We start from the raw sequence: 17,029 nt of genomic DNA, 5'->3' as shown, positions 1-17,029 counted from the left end.
CTCCTATTGTTCAATTACTTGATGTTGTAATATTGGCAATAAAAATCGCTGAGCTAAAAGGGTAATTTGTTCAATTAAATCATCGGTTAATTCCGGATAGATACGAGCGTAGTACTGGTCACACTCTGCAAAATGGTATAAACCGCCTTGCCAGGTGCTAAGTAATTGATTGTAAGCTTTTTCGCTCGGATCTATTTCGCCAGTTTTGGGGTTATAAGCTGTAACCAACCAGCTCCATGCACTTTTCAATGGGAGTAATAAAGGCTGATTGATTCCCTGTAAATAGCCTTCGACAAGATCGGTTAAAAATGCTAAAGCTTTATTGGCATTTATATGCAAAAACCGCCACTCGGTATCTTCACGTCCATAAGTACGGCTTTGGCTATCGACGTTATCGGGATTTAAAATACAATACAGTAGGTGATCTATCCATAAGGCAATCCCTTCACGAATCGAAAGTTTAGACGGGCGCCAAGTAAAAATACCGTCAGATTGGATATGGGTTAACCAGCCTTGTAATGGATAGTGTTGTTGGTTAATCGCAATGACTAAATTGACTTCTAAGGTTGATGTGCTAAGCCGCTCTTGCATAATTTTATTTGCTAACGGTTGCAAAGCTTCATACTGTTCATCATAGATTATTTCACCAAATGCACCGTCGGGTAGTTCACCGGTTAAGGCTAAGCGTGAATAAACGTTATCAGTAGCGCTACGCTCTGGATCAATTAATTGATTTAAAATTTGGACATTTAATTGATGACGTTGAAAATTGTCGAGATTGAAATTTTCAGCATCCGGTAACGTATCATCTAAATAGTTAACATAAAAATTAAATCGCTTTTGTAGAAAAAAGCGGATTGAATGTTGATAAAATCGTTTAAGTTCATCAACATGAATATTATCGACAGTGATTTTCGGTATATCGCTAATAAATGACTGACTTTGACCTTTATTTGATGCAGCCGGTAACCATTCATCTGCATAGCTTTTAAAATCGCTCAGAAAATTTTGCGGATTAAATGGGGTGCGCGTGTGCATAACACGTAAAATATTAGCTATTTTGGATATTGAATCTAATTTATCCTCAGAATTATCAGCATAATACTGGTTTATATAGTCCCAAAGTTCATCGACTAATACCGAAGGATAACGCTCTGTGTCATCTTTCATCTCTCGCCCGATATAACTAATATATAACTGATTTTGTGCCGATAATATTGCTTCTAAAAATAGATAACGATCATCAGTTCGTCGACTTCTATCGCCTCGTCTTGGGTGCTGTGCAATTAAATCAAAATCGAGTGGAAGCGAGGTTCTTGGATAATCACCATCATTCATGCCTAATAAACAAACCACTTTAAATGGAATAGATCGCATTGGCATCATGGTGCAAAAATTAATTTTACCCACTAAAAAGCGATGAGCTAAGTGATTTTGTTCTAAGCGAGATTGCATAGCGTCGTGCAAAATCGTAATGGAGATATTATCGGTAAAATTAGCCTGTAAACCGCTGGTTATCAGTTTTTGCCACTCATCTTGAATCATTAATAAAATTGTTTCACGTTGACCATTACTAATAAAAAAGTCATTAATAAGCTCAACGCAGCAGCTTTGCCACTCAATTAATGGTTTGTTTTCATTAAGGATGACTAACCATTTTTGTACTACGCTAATAAATTCAGCTAATTGACCAATCAATTCTGCATCTAAACCGGTTGCGCCGTCATAGGGTAAAATTTGTTGCCAGCCGCCTTGTTCACTACTCATGGTATAACCAAGTAACAATCGTTCCAGACCGAATAACCAGCTATGTGCATTTGCAAGCCCGAAGCGAATTCCTGATTCGATGATCCAAGTGCGCAACAGCGTCAGTTGTGATTCATTTATAGCAAATTTTTCAGCAATGGCGGGTATTTCCAGTAAATTAAATAGCTCTTCAGCGGTAAATCGGCTTTGTGGGAAATTTAAAATAGCAAAGAAACCTTGAACAATGGGATCAATATTCCGGGCTTTTTGATCTGAAATCGTAAAAGGTAAATAACGTTGCTTATCGGCATTAGCAAAAACAGCTTGAATATAAGGGACATATTTATCAATATCTGAAACCATAACAATACAGTCACGTAACTCAAGTGTTGGATCGGCGTCGAATGCTGAAAGTAGATAGTCATAAAGTACTTCAACTTCACGTTGTTGGCTGTGACAAGCATGAAACGTTATCGATTTATCCGCCTTATTAATTTCCCGATTAATTTGCTCACTTTGATAAAGTTCTAAAATATCTTGTTGAATAGCATGTAACAGGCTGTTGCGGTCATGATCAACATAGACATCGATATCTTGTTTATTCTCAAATTCCTGTAATAAATAAAGATTATCACGCCCCAATTTTCCCCATGAGGTGAGTAATGCATTGGGGATTTTATCTGGGGTGGTTAAGGTCTCTGATAACTGTTTTTCGACAATATCGCCCCAATACCATTTGCAAGGGTTGTTGAACATTAGATGTACATCAATATGTTGTCCAAGTGCCGAAAGTAAAGAGAGATATATTGGCGGTAATGAGGTGATACCAAAGATAAAAATGCGTTTAGGTAGCGGAGCTAATTTTGAACGGTCAAAGCTATCATCTAATAAGATTTCAAGCATTTGTTGATAAATATTTGCCCGATGATAAGGCTGACTAATTGCAATCAACTCTCGCCACAATTGCGCTTGCCATATTTCATCGGGATGATGATTTAATTCATTTACTGTTTGGTTCAATTCCCATTTTGCCAGCCAGTCGGGGCGATATACTAAGTACTGGTCAAATAAACGAGCAACTCGAGTTGCAAGCTGATAAAGTTTTTTTTCGGATTGATCAATATTGAGATAATTTTTTAGTGCACTAAATTCTGATCTCTCAATTAGCTTTGGTATTAAATAATATAAACGCCAAGTCATCGCTTCCGGATTGAAGCTATTTTCCAATGGCGCATCGGGTAACAATGTTTGATAAACTTGCCAAATGAAATCAGTTGGGAAAGGAAACGCCACATTGGCAACGATGCCAAGTGCATCGGCAAGTTCAATTTGTAACCATTGCGCCATTCCTTGACTTTGTACCATAACAACATCCGGCGTAAATACGTCTTGTAGTGGTTGCCTTTGCATCAATTCACTCACGAGTGATTTGAGTAGATCGACTTGATTTGAATGGTAAATGGTGAACATAGTTGCTTTTATGTCGAGAAAGTTACTAAAATTATCGCTGATAGCGAATAATAAATCCAGTATCCTATTATTATAAATATTCGATTATGTATCTGCAGTGCGTTTGAATGCGATTTTTACTATGAAAATGTTTATGCGGTTAACTTCGATTATTTATCGGAATCAGAAATCAATTTTGGCAAATGAGTCAGGCAATGTTATTAAAATAGCCTGTATTATCATTTTTTTGCTATGTGAGTTTTAGATGTAGCGATTTATAATTTACAGATTGATTAACGTAACGCTATAACAAAATAAAAAGGTTACTAAATTTGCTTTGGTAACCTTTTTTATTTTGGTAACTAAGTTATTGACCAATACGGCGGGTTAATTCAATAACTCGCATTTTCGCCAATGCTTTTGATAGTTCGGCAGATGCTTGGGCAAATGACATGTCATCACTTGGGTGATTAATATGCTCTTGGGCTTGTCTAACTGCTTCTTGTGCTCTGGCTTCGTCTAAGTCTTCGCCTCGAATAGCAGTATCAGCGAGAATTGTCACTATATTCGGTTGAACTTCTAAGATACCACCAGATAAATAGATAAATTCTTCTTCACCATCTGCTTTCACAATGCCTACCATACCCGGTTTAATGGTGGTAAGTAGGGGAGTATGACCCGGATAGATTCCTAGTTCACCTTCTCGCCCTGTGACTCTGATTCGCTGAACATCACCTGAAAATAGGTGAGATTCAGCACTAACAACTTCTAATTGATAGGAAGTTAGTGCCATAATACTCTCTCCGTTCAATGAATCTCTTACAGAGATTTCGCCTTCTCAATCGCTTCATCAATTGAACCAACCATATAAAATGCCTGTTCAGGTATATGGTCATAATCACCGTTCATGATGCCAGTAAATGCACTAATTGTGTCTTTTAATGGCACATATTTACCTGGCGAACCGGTAAAGACTTCTGCCACGAAGAATGGTTGTGATAAGAAGCGTTGAATCTTACGAGCACGAGCAACGGTCAATTTGTCATCTTCTGATAGTTCATCCATACCAAGAATAGCGATAATATCTTTTAATTCTTGATAACGTTGAAGAATTGACTGAACGCCACGAGCACAATCATAATGTTCTTGACCAACAACAAGTGGATCTAATTGACGACTTGTTGAGTCAAGAGGGTCAACCGCTGGGTAAATACCTAATGATGCGATTTGACGACTTAATACGATTGTTGCATCCAAGTGAGCAAAGGTTGTTGCTGGCGATGGGTCAGTTAAGTCATCGGCAGGTACATATACCGCTTGAATTGAAGTGATTGAACCGGTTTTGGTTGAAGTGATACGTTCTTGTAGTAAGCCCATTTCTTCAGCTAAGGTTGGTTGGTAACCTACCGCAGATGGCATACGACCTAATAGCGCAGATACTTCAGTACCGGCTAGTGTATAACGATAAATATTATCGATGAATAATAATACGTCTTTACCTTCATCACGGAATTTTTCAGCCATGGTTAAACCAGTTAACGCAACACGTAAACGGTTTCCTGGTGGCTCATTCATCTGACCGTAAACTAATGATACTTTGTCAAGTACGTTTGATTCTTTCATTTCGTGATAGAAGTCATTACCTTCACGAGTACGCTCACCTACACCGGTAAATACTGAATAACCAGAGTGCTCGATAGCGATGTTACGGATTAACTCCATCATGTTAACGGTTTTACCAACACCTGCACCACCGAATAGACCGACTTTACCACCTTTAGCAAATGGACAAATTAAGTCGATAACTTTAATACCGGTTTCAAGTAATTCAGTTGAGTTGGCAAGTTCTTCATAAGTTGGTGCAGCACGGTGGATCGCCCAACGCTCTTCTTCACCAATTGGGCCTGCTTTATCAACAGGATCACCAAGTACATTCATAATACGACCTAGCGTTTTAGTACCTACCGGTACTTCAATGCCGTGGCCAGTGTTTACGACGTTAAGTCCACGTCTTAAACCATCAGATGAGCCCATTGCGATACAACAAACAACGCCACCACCTAATTGTTGCTGAACTTCCAGAACTAATTTTTCGGTGCCAGTTTCCACTTCTAATGCATCATATACCTTTGGTACTGCATCTTCTGGGAATTCGACATCAACCACCGCACCGATGATCTGGACAATCTTTCCAGTAGCCATTTTTAATCCTCTACGTCTTTTTCTTAACTGTAAGCCAATATTTAGCACTAACCTGAAACAGCGGCTGCACCGGATACAATATCAATTAATTCATTAGTGATCGCACCTTGACGTGCTTTGTTATACACTATTTGTAGTTCATTAATTAAGTTTGCACCGTTATCTGTTGCTGCTTTCATGGCCACCATTCTTGCTGCTTGTTCACTCGCTAAATTGTCAACCACTGCTTGATATACTTGTGATTCAATATAACGACGTAAAATCACATCTAATAATGATTTTGCATCTGGCTCATAAATATAATCCCATGATGAAGTTTTAAGTTCTTTATCTTCTGATGCAGGTAATGGTAACAACTGCTGTATTGTTGGCTTTTGCGACATGGTATTAATAAATTTGTTAGTAACAATATATAATTTATCAATATTGCCGTTATCATATGCCTCAAGCATTGTTTTTACCGGACCGATTAAATCAGATAAAGTTGGTTCATCACCTAGATTGGTTACTTGGGTTAAGATGTTTGCTTTCACGGATGAAAAGAACGAAACCCCTCGTGAACCAATCAAAGCAAGATCTGCTTCAACGCCTTTTTTCTGCCATGCTGACATGTCAGCAATGACAGTTTTAAATAGATTGATATTTAAACCACCACACAAACCACGATCGGTTGAAATGATAAGATAGCCAACCCGTTTTACATCTCTTTCTTCTAAATAAGGATGTTTGGCGCCTATCTGAGCTAACGCTAAATGTCCAATTACTTCACGGATCATTTCAGCGTATGGACGACTAGCTGCCATTCTATCTTGCGTTTTACGCATTTTTGAATTGGCAACCATTTCCATTGCTTTAGTGATCTTTTGCGTACTTTGGATACTGGCAATTTTGGTTCTAATCTCTTTTGCATTAGCCATTTGTTACCTCGCCCTTACCAAGTTTGAGTTGATTTAAAGCTTTCAAGCATTGCTTTTAACTTACTTTCAATCTCATCATTGTAATTACCCGTTTCGTCAATTAGTTTGACAAAATCAGCATATTGACTGTGGGCATAAGCAAGAAGTGCTGTTTCAAATGATAATACTTTTGCAAGTTCAACATCTTCAAGATAACCACGTTCAGCGGCGTAAAGTACAATTGATTGTTCTGCAACAGTCATTGGAGCGTATTGCTTTTGTTTCAATAGTTCAGTTACTTTTTCACCATGACTTAATTGGTTTCTTGTTGCTTCATCTAAGTCTGATGCAAATTGCGAGAATGCCGCTAATTCACGATATTGTGCAAGTGCTGTACGAATACCGCCTGATAATTTTTTCATTATCTTCGTTTGCGCTGCGCCACCAACACGTGAAACCGAAATACCTGGGTTAACCGCAGGACGGATACCTGAGTTAAATAGGCTGGTTTCAAGGAAGATCTGACCATCAGTAATCGAAATTACGTTGGTTGGTACGAACGCTGATACGTCACCGGCTTGAGTTTCGATAATTGGTAACGCAGTTAATGAACCGGTTTTACCTTTTACTTCACCTTTAGTGAATTCTTCAACATAAGCTTCGTTAACACGAGCTGCACGTTCAAGTAGACGTGAGTGAAGATAGAATACGTCACCAGGATAAGCTTCACGCCCAGGTGGACGACGGAGTAGTAATGAAATTTGACGATAAGCAACCGCTTGTTTAGATAAATCATCATAAACAATTAGCGCATCTTGACCACGGTCACGGAAGTATTCGCCCATCGCACAACCTGCGTAAGGCGCTAAGTATTGTAATGCTGCTGACTCAGAAGCTGAGGCCACAACCACAATGGTATTTTTAAGTGCGCCATGCTCTTCAAGTTTACGCACTACGTTAGCAATAGTAGATTGTTTTTGACCGATTGCGACATAGATACATTTAACACCAGAATCACGTTGATTGATAATGGCGTCGATTGCTAATGCGGTTTTACCGGTTTGACGGTCACCGATGATAAGTTCACGCTGACCACGACCAATTGGAATCATTGAGTCAACGGCTTTATAACCTGTTTGTAGTGCTTGGTCAACAGATTGACGGTCGATAACACCCGGCGCAACCACTTCAACCGGTGAAAATCCGTCATGTTGAATTGAGCCTTTTCCGTCAATTGGTTCACCAAGAGTATTAATCACTCGACCTAATAAACCGTCACCGACTGGTACCTGTAAAATACGACCAGTACATTGGACTTTCATCCCTTCTGACAAGTCTTCGTATGGGCCCATAACGACCGCACCGACTGAATCTCGTTCAAGGTTTAATGCCATTGCGTAACGGTTGCCTGGTAATGCAATCATTTCGCCTTGCATGACATCAGTTAATCCGTGGATTCGAAGAATACCATCACTAACAGAGATAATGGTTCCTTCATTGTGAGCATCACTCACAATATTGAACTGAGCTATCCGCTCTTTAATTAGTTCACTTATTTCAGTTGAATTTAGCTGCATTATCAGTCCCCTTAAGACTGTAGAGCGTCATTTAAACGATTTAAACGCCCTCTGATACTACTATCAATAACCATATCGCCCGTACGAATAATAAAACCAGAAATGAGCGATTTATCGATTTGACATTTTAGTTTTACTTTTCGTGATAAACGTTTTTCGACAGCGATAGAAATCTTATTAAGTTGTTCGCTTGTTAGCTCACTGGCAGAAATCACATCCACATCTGCTTGGGCATCTTTATCTAAGCAATATTGTTCAAACAGAGCTAACACTTCAGGAAGAAGGGATAAACGCTTGTTCTCGGCCATTATCTTAATAAAATTAGTACTAAACTCATCTAAGACATCTTTACAGATATTGATGAGTAAATTTGCTACCGAATCGGTTTTCATGTCAGATGTTAAGATGCTTCTTACTTGTGCATCTTTGCTTACTTGGGATGTTAACACCAACATTTTATGCCATGATTCGATGCTGTTTTTTTCTACCGCAAAATCAAAAGCAGCTTTAGCATAAGGGCGAGCAACCGTAATTAAGTCAGCCATTGCTCTAATCTCCCTATAATTCCGCTACAAGTTTATCAATGATGTCGCTATTAGCGGCTTCATTAACAGAACGTTCAATAATTTTTTCTGCACCAGCAATAGCGAGTGTAGCGACTTGTTGCTTAAGCTCTTCTCTAGCTCTTTTACGTTCAGCCTCTACTTCGGCAAGTCCTTGAGCAACGATACGTTCTTTTTCTCGAGATGCCTCTTGATTAGCTTCTTCAAGAATAGCGGCTTTACGTTTATTTGCTTGCTCAATAATTGCATTAGCCTCGACCTTAGCTTGTTGCATTATGTCAGATGTATTTGCTTTGGCTAATTCCAAATCTTTTTTTGCTGTTTCTGCAGAAGCAAGTCCATCGGCTATCTCTTTTTGGCGTTTTTCAATCGCACGGATAACTGGAGGCCAAACAAACTTCATACAGAACCAAACAAACAATACAAATGTAATTGCTTGGCCGAGGAGAGTTGCGTTCATATTCATGAGACAATTCCTCTTAAATTATTTTTAGCCTGCGACAGCAAAAATGACATATAGTGCAATACCCACACAAATCATTGGGATCGCATCAACCAGACCCATAACGATAAAGAATTGAGTACGTAGCATCGGCATTAATTCTGGTTGACGAGCAGCACCTTCTAAAAATTTACCACCTAATAAACCAATACCAACTGCACCACCAATTGCAGCTAATCCCATCATTATGCCTGCGGCTACAAATAACATACTAGTATCCATTATATACTCCAGTTTATTGACAAAAAAAATTTAAATTAAAATTAATGTTCTTCCGTTGCCGATGCCATAGCTAAATAGACGATCGTCAACACCATAAAAATAAATGCTTGTAACGTAATAATTAAAATATGAAAAATAGCCCATGGTAAAGATAGTACCCATTGTGACCACCATGGTAATAATGCAGCAATTAGAATGAAGATAAGTTCACCTGCATACATGTTACCAAATAATCGAAGCCCTAAAGAGACAGGTTTCGCTAATAGACTGACCAATTCAAGTACTAAGTTGATAGGCGCAAATGCCCAGTGATTGAACGGGTGAAGGGTATATTCTTTAATAAACCCGGAAATTCCTTTGTACTTGATTGAATAAATGATGATAAGCACAAATACGCCTAAAGACATTGACATGGTAATACTAACATCCGCTGTAGGTACCACTCTTAAATGCGATAGACCTAAATATTGACCGGCATAAGGTAGGAAATCAACTGGGATAAGGTCCATAAAATTCATTAAGAAGACCCAAATAAAAACCGTTAATGCTAGCGGGGCAATGAGTTTATTTTGACCGGTGAACATGTCTTTTACGGTGTTGTTGACAAATTCAAAAATCATTTCTACTGCGCATTGTAATTTTCCTGGTACGCCGCTTGTTGCTTTTCTGGCTACACAATAAAAAATCCATAAAAAGAGCGCGCCGAGTAGAATTGAAAAGAACAATGAATCAAGATTAAAGGTCCAAAAACCTGAACCTACCTGCAAGTTCTCAAGGTGATGCTTGATATAAGCTTGTGGTGAAGCTGGAGAGGAAACTGACATAAAACCCTCTTACCTATTCCTAAAAATAAAAAAACACTGCTTATGTTAAACCATATAGGTATAAGCAATCGCTATAATAACCGAAGTCACTATTTTAAACCCAATTGCCTATATAAAGTCAAGATTTGATTAACAAATCAAAGGATTTAGACACTTTTTACTAATTTTGTGTAAATAATAACAGTTCGATTAACGATTATATTATAGGAAGTTTAACCCCATTGATTATTTAATTAATGGGGTTAAATTGAGCTAATTAGAGGTTTTCACTGTTTGGGCAATTTGTTCTGCTAATTTTTGTACTTCGGCTTCTTCACGTCCTTCGACCATGACCCGAATAAGCGGTTCTGTTCCGGACTTGCGAATTAAAACACGACCATTTTTAGCCAGTTGTGCTTCAGCTTGAGCAATTGCAGATTTGACAGCTGCATTTTGTAAAGGGTCATTTTCACCGGCAAAACGGACATTGATTAATACTTGCGGTAACATTTTCATTCCGCTACATAAATCAGCTAAAGACATGTTGTTGCGAACCATTGCCGCCAGCACTTGTAAACCTGCCACAATACCATCACCGGTTGTGGTTTTATCGAGAAGTAACACATGCCCGGAATTTTCAGCACCGAGCCGCCAATTATTTTCAATCAGTTTTTCAAGAACATAACGATCGCCAACTTTAGCCCGGGCAAAAGGGATGCCGAGGTTTTTGAGGGCAAATTCAAGCCCCATATTACTCATTAATGTTCCTACCACACCGCCTTTAAGTTGCCCTTGTCTTAGCGCTTCTCTGGCAATGATATAGATAATTTGGTCACCATCAACTTTGCGGCCTTTATGGTCAACCATAATAATGCGATCCCCGTCACCGTCTAAAGCAAAACCGACATCGGCTTTCTCTTTTAAAACACGTTCAGATAACGCTTTAATATCAGTTGCACCACAATTTTGATTAATATTTACACCGTCTGGCTCGCAGCCAATTTTTGTAACTTTAGCGCCTAATTCACGCAATACTTTCGGGGCGATATGGTAGGTTGCGCCATTAGCACAATCCACCACAATTTTTAAACCGGATAAACTCAAATCGTGATCAAATGTGCTTTTACAAAACTCAATATAACGACCAGCGGCATCGGTGATTCGGCTTGCTCGTCCTAGTTGTTCTGATTCGACGCAGTCGATCTGTTTTTCCAGTTGCGCTTCGATTGCAAGTTCGATCGCATCATCGAGCTTTTTCCCTTCGGTTGAAAAGAATTTAATGCCATTATCATAAAAAGGGTTGTGTGAGGCGGAAATCACCACGCCGGCATCGGCGCGAAATGTTCGGGTCAAATAGGCGATAGCCGGTGTCGGCATTGGACCAGTAAAGGCTGAGGCAACACCGGCTGAGGCGAAGCCTGCTTCAAGTGCCGATTCAAGCATATAACCGGAAATACGGGTATCTTTACCAATCAGCACTTTTTTTACCCCCTCTTTGGCCAGCACTCTTCCGGCGGCCCAACCCAATTTAAGGGCAAAATCTGGGGTGATAGGGTACTGCCCAACTTTGCCTCGAATTCCGTCAGTCCCAAAATATTTTCGATTAGACATGTTATTCCCTCATTTTGACGCCTTGTATTTGATAACTTTCATTATATTAAAGGGTTATCATTGCCTAATGTATCATTGAAAGTCATCAATTAAATTATTTAAAACGTAATCTTAATCCGGATCTTGTCAAGAACTTTCAGAAAATATATACGTTTAAGTATAAAATTATTCACGATTATCATTAGCAAATTTTAGTAAAACTTGGCTCTCTTTAATAAATCGCTCTGCATAAGGACCAAACCATTTAGTCACTTGATTAAAATTCTCAATAAACTCTTTTTTATTGCGTTTTTCAATTAACTCAACCATTTGCCCAAAACATTGATAATAGTGTTTGATTAGCTCGATATTATCATCTGAAGCCATAATGATATCGGCATAAAGTTCAGGGTCTTGAGCAAATAAACGACCTACCATCATTAGTTCCAGACGGTATATAGGAGAAGATAACGCAATTAATTGTTCTAAATCAGCTTGTTCACGTTGCAAATTCACCCCATAAGAAAACGAGGTAAAGTGCCGTAATGCTTGGATAAATGACATACATTTGTCATGCTCTTTAGCATCGATCGCACATAAATTTGCGCCCCAAATTCGCATTTGATCGATAAGCCATTGGTATTTTGCTGGCTCACGCCCTTCACAATAGACGATTATTTGTTTGGCTAAATTAGGCACATCCGGGCCAAACATTGGATGTAAACCAACAACCGGGCCAGGATGTTTATTTAACATGGCTTGAAGTGGTTTTACTTTTATCGAGGTGAAATCAGTCAAAATACAATCTTTAGGCAGCGGTGGTAATTGTTGAATAATTTCACAAGTTTTATTGATTGGCACCGTGACAATTACGACTGCGGCATCAGCAACAACTTCAGCGGCTTGATGCATGGTTTTTGAACCTAATGTTTTTACTTGGTAGCCTGATAAGGTAAATAATCGGGCAAATAATCGCCCCATTTGACCATTACCACCGATAATGACAACAGATCCTTTACCGGTATAGACTTTTTTAAAACCTTTGTCATTTTCACTAATGTATGACTCTCGCATTAAGCGTCGTAATATATCTTCAATTAAGGCCGGTGATATACCTAGCTTTTCTGCTTCTTGCCGTCTTTTCGCTAGCATATCAGCTTCACGCTTAGGATCATATATAGGAATACCGTGTTGGCTTTTAACTTCGCCGACTTCGGCAACTAACGCTAATCGCTGATTAATTAAAGATAAAATTGATTTATCAATCTCATCAATTTCATCACGCAGTTTGAGTAATTCCGTAGACATATTCCGTGATTCCTTTATCACAAGTGGTGACTTTTACTGTAATTGCTTAACAGTATACCGTATTTTTGATAGCATGGATCAATGACAACGTTAAATCAAATACAATAAGTTAATTATGAAAGTTATCTCATTTAATATTAATAGTCTGCGTGCTCGCATTCATCAATTAGCCGCAATTATTGATAAACATCAGCCAGATATTATCGGCTTGCAAGAAACAAAAGTTCATAATGATCAATTCCCAGTTGAAGAGCTGGCGCAATTTGGTTATCACTTACATTATCATGGTCAAAAAGGGCATTATGGTGTGGCGTTGTTAACCAAACAAAAACCGATAACGGTTAGCTGTGGCTTCCCAACGGATAGTGACGATGCGCAGTGCCGTTTGATTATGGCACAATTACCCACTAATGAAGGTAATTTAACCGTGATTAATGGTTACTTTCCACAAGGGGAGAGTTTACATCACGAAATTAAATACCCGGCAAAACGTAAGTTTTATCAAGATCTGATTGACTATCTTACCGAGCATCAATTGAGCAATGAGTTATCTTTAATTATGGGCGATATGAACATCTGTCCTGCTGATGTGGATATCGGGATTTCTGAAGATAGCCGCAAACGCTGGTTGCGTACTGGTAAATGTTCGTTTCTACCGGAAGAGCGCCAATGGATGACTAATCTTATGTCTTTGGGGTTTGTTGATACTTATCGTCATGCTCATCCAACTGAGCAAGCTTATTCGTGGTTTGATTATCGTTCAAAAGGCTTTGATAGCTATACCGGGCTTCGAATTGATTTGATTTTAGCCAGCCAAAAATTACTTGCTCACTGCCAGCAAACCGGTATTGATTACGATATTCGGGGTATGGAAAAACCGTCAGATCATGCGCCGATTTGGGCAGATTTTGATTTAGCCTAAACGTATATTATGAATAATAAGGATAATAGCATGCAAAATCGTTCGATTTTATCGGTTAAAGATCTTAACCAAATGGTGAAAGATCTCCTTTCCGATGCTATTGGTCAAATTTGGTTAGTTGGCGAGATTTCTAACTTTTCACGCCCAGCCTCCGGTCACTGGTACTTCACACTTAAAGATGAAACCGCCCAAGTGCGTTGTGCCATGTTTCGTAATAGCAATTTTCGAACCGGATTTACACCGCAAAATGGCCAACAAGTTTTAGTTAATGCTTCCGTAACACTTTATGAAGCTCGAGGTGAATATCAACTTGTTATTGATAAAATGCAACCCGCTGGCGCTGGCTTGTTACAACAAAAATTTGAGCAGTTAAAACAACGATTATCTGACGAAGGATTATTCGATCCAATTTATAAAAAAACCTTGCCTGAAAATATTCGCACAATCGGTATTATCACTTCATCAACCGGCGCTGCGCTTTATGATATCTGCCAGATATTAAAACGCCGTGATCCCTCTTTACATCTGATTATCTATCCAACTCAAGTGCAAGGCACAGAAGCGGCAGGGCAAATAGTCAAAATGATTGAGATTGCTAATAACCGTCAAGAGTGTGATGTATTAATTGTTGGTCGGGGTGGGGGCTCGCTGGAAGATCTCTGGTCATTTAATGAAGAAGTGGTCGCAAGAGCGATTTTTGCCAGTCAAATACCGATTGTTAGTGCAGTCGGGCACGAAATTGATTTTACTATCGCTGATTTTGTTGCTGATATTCGAGCGGCAACGCCGTCAGCCGCAGCTGAGTTAGTGAGTACTAACAATCTAGATCAAATAAAGCGTCTACAAGTGCAAGAACAGTATCTTTTTATGGCGATAGACAATTATCTAATGCGTCGTCGGGAAATGCTTAATAAATGGCGTCATCGATTGCAAGCTGAGCACCCACAAGCGAAGCTGTCCAAACAGTCAAATCGTCTGTTAACTTGCCGTCATGCGCTATTTGAAAACATTCAACAATACCTATTTCGGCAATCAAATCTTCATAACTATTTAGATAGAAGATTATTACGCCTCTCACCGCAAAATGATATTCGTCTTCTACGCCAAACAGTTGAAAAACGCCAGCAACAAATCATGACTTTAATGGAGCAGAAACTTACACATGCTAAACATCAGTTTGTTTTACAAACATCACAACTCAATAATGTCAGCCCACTGGCAACTTTAGAGCGTGGTTATAGCGTGACAACTAATCAAGCTAATATTGTGATACGCAGTTGTGACCAAGTTGTGATTGGTGAGCATATCACAACTCAATTAAAAACGGGGAAATTAGTTAGCCAAATTGTTAAAGTCGAATAACCGACCGACTGATTACCCGTAAATATATCACTTAGGCGCTGAGAAATGTTGCAAATTGGTCTCTAGATAAAAATTGTATCTAAAACCGCTATATGTATATAATATCAACGCATTATTAATTGAATTAATCATAAGAGAATAGTTAAGTTATGCATCCTCCAATTGGTATAGATTTAGGTACAACAAATAGTTTAATTTGTGTTTGGCAGGACGGTCAGCCAACTTTAATTCCCAACTCAATAGGCGAGTTGGTTACCCCCTCAGTTGTCAGTGTTGATAATGATGATTCTATTTTAGTTGGGCGTGCAGCATTGTCTCGCTTAACCACTCATCCCAATTGCACAGCAGCTGCGTTTAAACGGTATTTAGGGTCGAGTAAAGTTTTTGAATTAGGCAATAAAAAATTTACCCCAACAGAACTATCGGCAATGGTACTAAAATCGTTAAAAGCTGATGCACAAGCGTTTTTAGGGCAGGAGATTTGTGATGTTGTCATTTCTGTACCAGCTTATTTTAATGATGAGCAACGTAAGCAAACCCGTTTTGCCGCAGAGCTTGCCGGGTTAAATGCTGTACGTTTAATTAATGAACCCACCGCAGCAGCTATGGCATATGGCTTGCACGAGGAGCAATCGGGAAATACGTTAGTATTTGATTTGGGTGGTGGTACATTTGATGTCACAGTACTTGAGTATTCTCTGCCAATTATCGAAGTCCATGCTTCAGCAGGTGATAATTACCTTGGGGGAGAAGATTTTACTCATGAACTGGTAAAAGCTTGCTTAAGTGAGTGGAATATTAAACCACAAGATATCGCAACAGATGACTATGCCCGATTATTAGATTTAGCTGAACAGTTAAAATGTAAGTTAAATGGCGAAAAAATGCATAATTTAACTTGGTTTTGGCAGGATAAACAATGGCAATTTTCACTTAACGAAAGTCGAGCTAGAATGATTTGGTTACCCTTGCTAAACCGTTTGCGAGCACCGATTGAACAAGCATTAAGTGATGCCCGTTTAAAGCCCAATCAGCTTGAACATATTGTGTTAGTTGGCGGTTCATCGCAATTAGGTGTGGTTCGTGAGTTAGTGACAAAGTTATTTGGCAAACTCCCTTATCGTCATATTAATCCGACCACTATTGTGGCACAAGGTGCGGCTGTTCAAGCGGCTTGTCGTTTACGTAATGCAGATGTGGAAGAAGTTATCTTGACCGACGTTTGCCCTTACACATTAGGTATTGAAAGTTCTTCCGATAATGTTCGTGGTTTATTTTCCCCAATTATTGAACGTAATACGATTGTACCGACCTCAAAAGTTAAAACCTTTTATACTACACATCCGCAGCAAAAATATATCTCTGTTGCAGTATATCAAGGCGAACACCCACTTGTTAAAAACAACGTATTAATTGATCAGTTTGAGGTGCCTTTAACGCCGACCGAAGAGCTGCAAGGAATCGATGTTCGATTTAGCTATGATTTAAATGGTTTATTAGAAGTCGATGTGATAATACATGCCACCGGCCAACAGCATGGTAAAGTCATCGATCATAGCCCGATAGGATTAACAGAAAAACAAAAACAAGAAAGCCATGAACGATTGAAATCGCTTAAAGTTCATCCACGAGATCAAATGCCAAATCGTACATTATTGGCTAGATTAGATCGTGCATGGGCACAATCATTAGGTGATGAACGCAGCTTGATTGGCTCGTATATCGAAACTTTTTTAACCGTATTAGATCGGCAAAATACTGAGGAAATTGAAACAATTCGTTGTGAAATTGAATCATCTTTAACTAGCCTCGATAGATAACTTAATGAATTATTAATCTATTGATTATAATACATCCCCTTTTATTTTTTTATAAAAGGGGTTTTTG

General features: G+C 38.9%; 14 protein-coding genes. 3 read left to right on the top strand and 11 right to left on the bottom strand.

The genetic code is table 11. The features are described 5' to 3' along the window. Positions 1 to 3 precede the first annotated feature (3 nt). From recC to tyrA, 11 genes are all read right to left on the bottom strand, one after another. A complete protein-coding gene (gene recC / locus J3U74_RS09305; protein WP_267338020.1) occupies positions 4 to 3,216 on the bottom strand; it encodes an exodeoxyribonuclease V subunit gamma in 3,213 nt (1,070 codons plus the stop codon). 346 nt (positions 3,217 to 3,562) lie between these two features. After that, on the bottom strand, positions 3,563 to 3,988 hold the full coding sequence (locus J3U74_RS09300; protein ID WP_220218576.1) for a F0F1 ATP synthase subunit epsilon: 426 nt from the start codon (positions 3,986 to 3,988) through the stop codon (positions 3,563 to 3,565). A gap of 26 nt (positions 3,989 to 4,014) precedes the next feature. Then, complete coding sequence (gene atpD / locus J3U74_RS09295; protein WP_220218577.1) at positions 4,015 to 5,397, bottom strand: F0F1 ATP synthase subunit beta; 1,383 nt, start codon at positions 5,395 to 5,397, stop codon at positions 4,015 to 4,017. A gap of 47 nt (positions 5,398 to 5,444) precedes the next feature. Continuing rightward, a complete protein-coding gene (gene atpG, locus J3U74_RS09290) occupies positions 5,445 to 6,314 on the bottom strand; it encodes a F0F1 ATP synthase subunit gamma (protein WP_267338021.1) in 870 nt (289 codons plus the stop codon). A 14-nt stretch (positions 6,315 to 6,328) separates the two neighbouring features. Beyond that, complete coding sequence (gene atpA / locus J3U74_RS09285; RefSeq protein ID WP_220218579.1) at positions 6,329 to 7,870, bottom strand: F0F1 ATP synthase subunit alpha; 1,542 nt, start codon at positions 7,868 to 7,870, stop codon at positions 6,329 to 6,331. A gap of 11 nt (positions 7,871 to 7,881) precedes the next feature. Beyond that, positions 7,882 to 8,415 carry a F0F1 ATP synthase subunit delta gene (gene atpH / locus J3U74_RS09280; protein WP_220218580.1) on the bottom strand — a complete coding sequence of 178 codons (534 nt, stop codon included), beginning with the start codon at positions 8,413 to 8,415 and terminating at the stop codon, positions 7,882 to 7,884. 13 nt (positions 8,416 to 8,428) lie between these two features. Then, entirely contained in the window at positions 8,429 to 8,899 is a 471-nt protein-coding gene (atpF, locus tag J3U74_RS09275) for a F0F1 ATP synthase subunit B (RefSeq protein ID WP_220218581.1), read from the bottom strand. Positions 8,900 to 8,923: 24 nt separating this feature from the next. Next, entirely contained in the window at positions 8,924 to 9,157 is a 234-nt protein-coding gene (gene atpE, locus J3U74_RS09270) for a F0F1 ATP synthase subunit C (RefSeq protein WP_220218582.1), read from the bottom strand. A 41-nt stretch (positions 9,158 to 9,198) separates the two neighbouring features. Beyond that, positions 9,199 to 9,981: a F0F1 ATP synthase subunit A gene (gene atpB / locus J3U74_RS09265; RefSeq protein WP_220218583.1), complete on the bottom strand. Its 783-nt coding sequence runs from the start codon at positions 9,979 to 9,981 to the stop codon at positions 9,199 to 9,201. A 252-nt stretch (positions 9,982 to 10,233) separates the two neighbouring features. Further along, positions 10,234 to 11,571 carry a phosphoglucosamine mutase gene (gene glmM / locus J3U74_RS09260; RefSeq protein WP_220218584.1) on the bottom strand — a complete coding sequence of 446 codons (1,338 nt, stop codon included), beginning with the start codon at positions 11,569 to 11,571 and terminating at the stop codon, positions 10,234 to 10,236. A 165-nt stretch (positions 11,572 to 11,736) separates the two neighbouring features. Then, on the bottom strand, positions 11,737 to 12,858 hold the full coding sequence (gene tyrA, locus J3U74_RS09255) for a bifunctional chorismate mutase/prephenate dehydrogenase (protein WP_220218585.1): 1,122 nt from the start codon (positions 12,856 to 12,858) through the stop codon (positions 11,737 to 11,739). A 115-nt stretch (positions 12,859 to 12,973) separates the two neighbouring features. Here tyrA and xthA point away from each other — a divergent pair, with 115 nt between their 5' ends. The 3 genes from xthA (at position 12,974) to J3U74_RS09240 (ending at position 16,962) form a co-directional block, all read left to right on the top strand. Beyond that, positions 12,974 to 13,780, top strand: a complete 807-nt coding sequence (gene xthA, locus J3U74_RS09250; protein ID WP_220218586.1) for an exodeoxyribonuclease III — start codon at positions 12,974 to 12,976, stop codon at positions 13,778 to 13,780. 30 nt (positions 13,781 to 13,810) lie between these two features. Continuing rightward, positions 13,811 to 15,142: an exodeoxyribonuclease VII large subunit gene (gene xseA, locus J3U74_RS09245; RefSeq protein WP_267338022.1), complete on the top strand. Its 1,332-nt coding sequence runs from the start codon at positions 13,811 to 13,813 to the stop codon at positions 15,140 to 15,142. Between the two features lie 149 nt (positions 15,143 to 15,291). After that, the gene (locus J3U74_RS09240; protein WP_220218588.1) at positions 15,292 to 16,962 is read left to right on the top strand and encodes a molecular chaperone HscC; all 1,671 of its coding nucleotides are present in this window, start codon (positions 15,292 to 15,294) and stop codon (positions 16,960 to 16,962) included. The last annotated feature ends 67 nt before the right edge of the window (positions 16,963 to 17,029 follow it).

It is taken from the genome of Gilliamella sp. B3892, assembly GCF_026536305.1.
GTDB lineage: Bacteria > Pseudomonadota > Gammaproteobacteria > Enterobacterales > Orbaceae > Gilliamella.
Note: the sequence above shows the minus strand (reverse complement) of the source record. Positions and strands in the feature narration are given on the sequence as shown.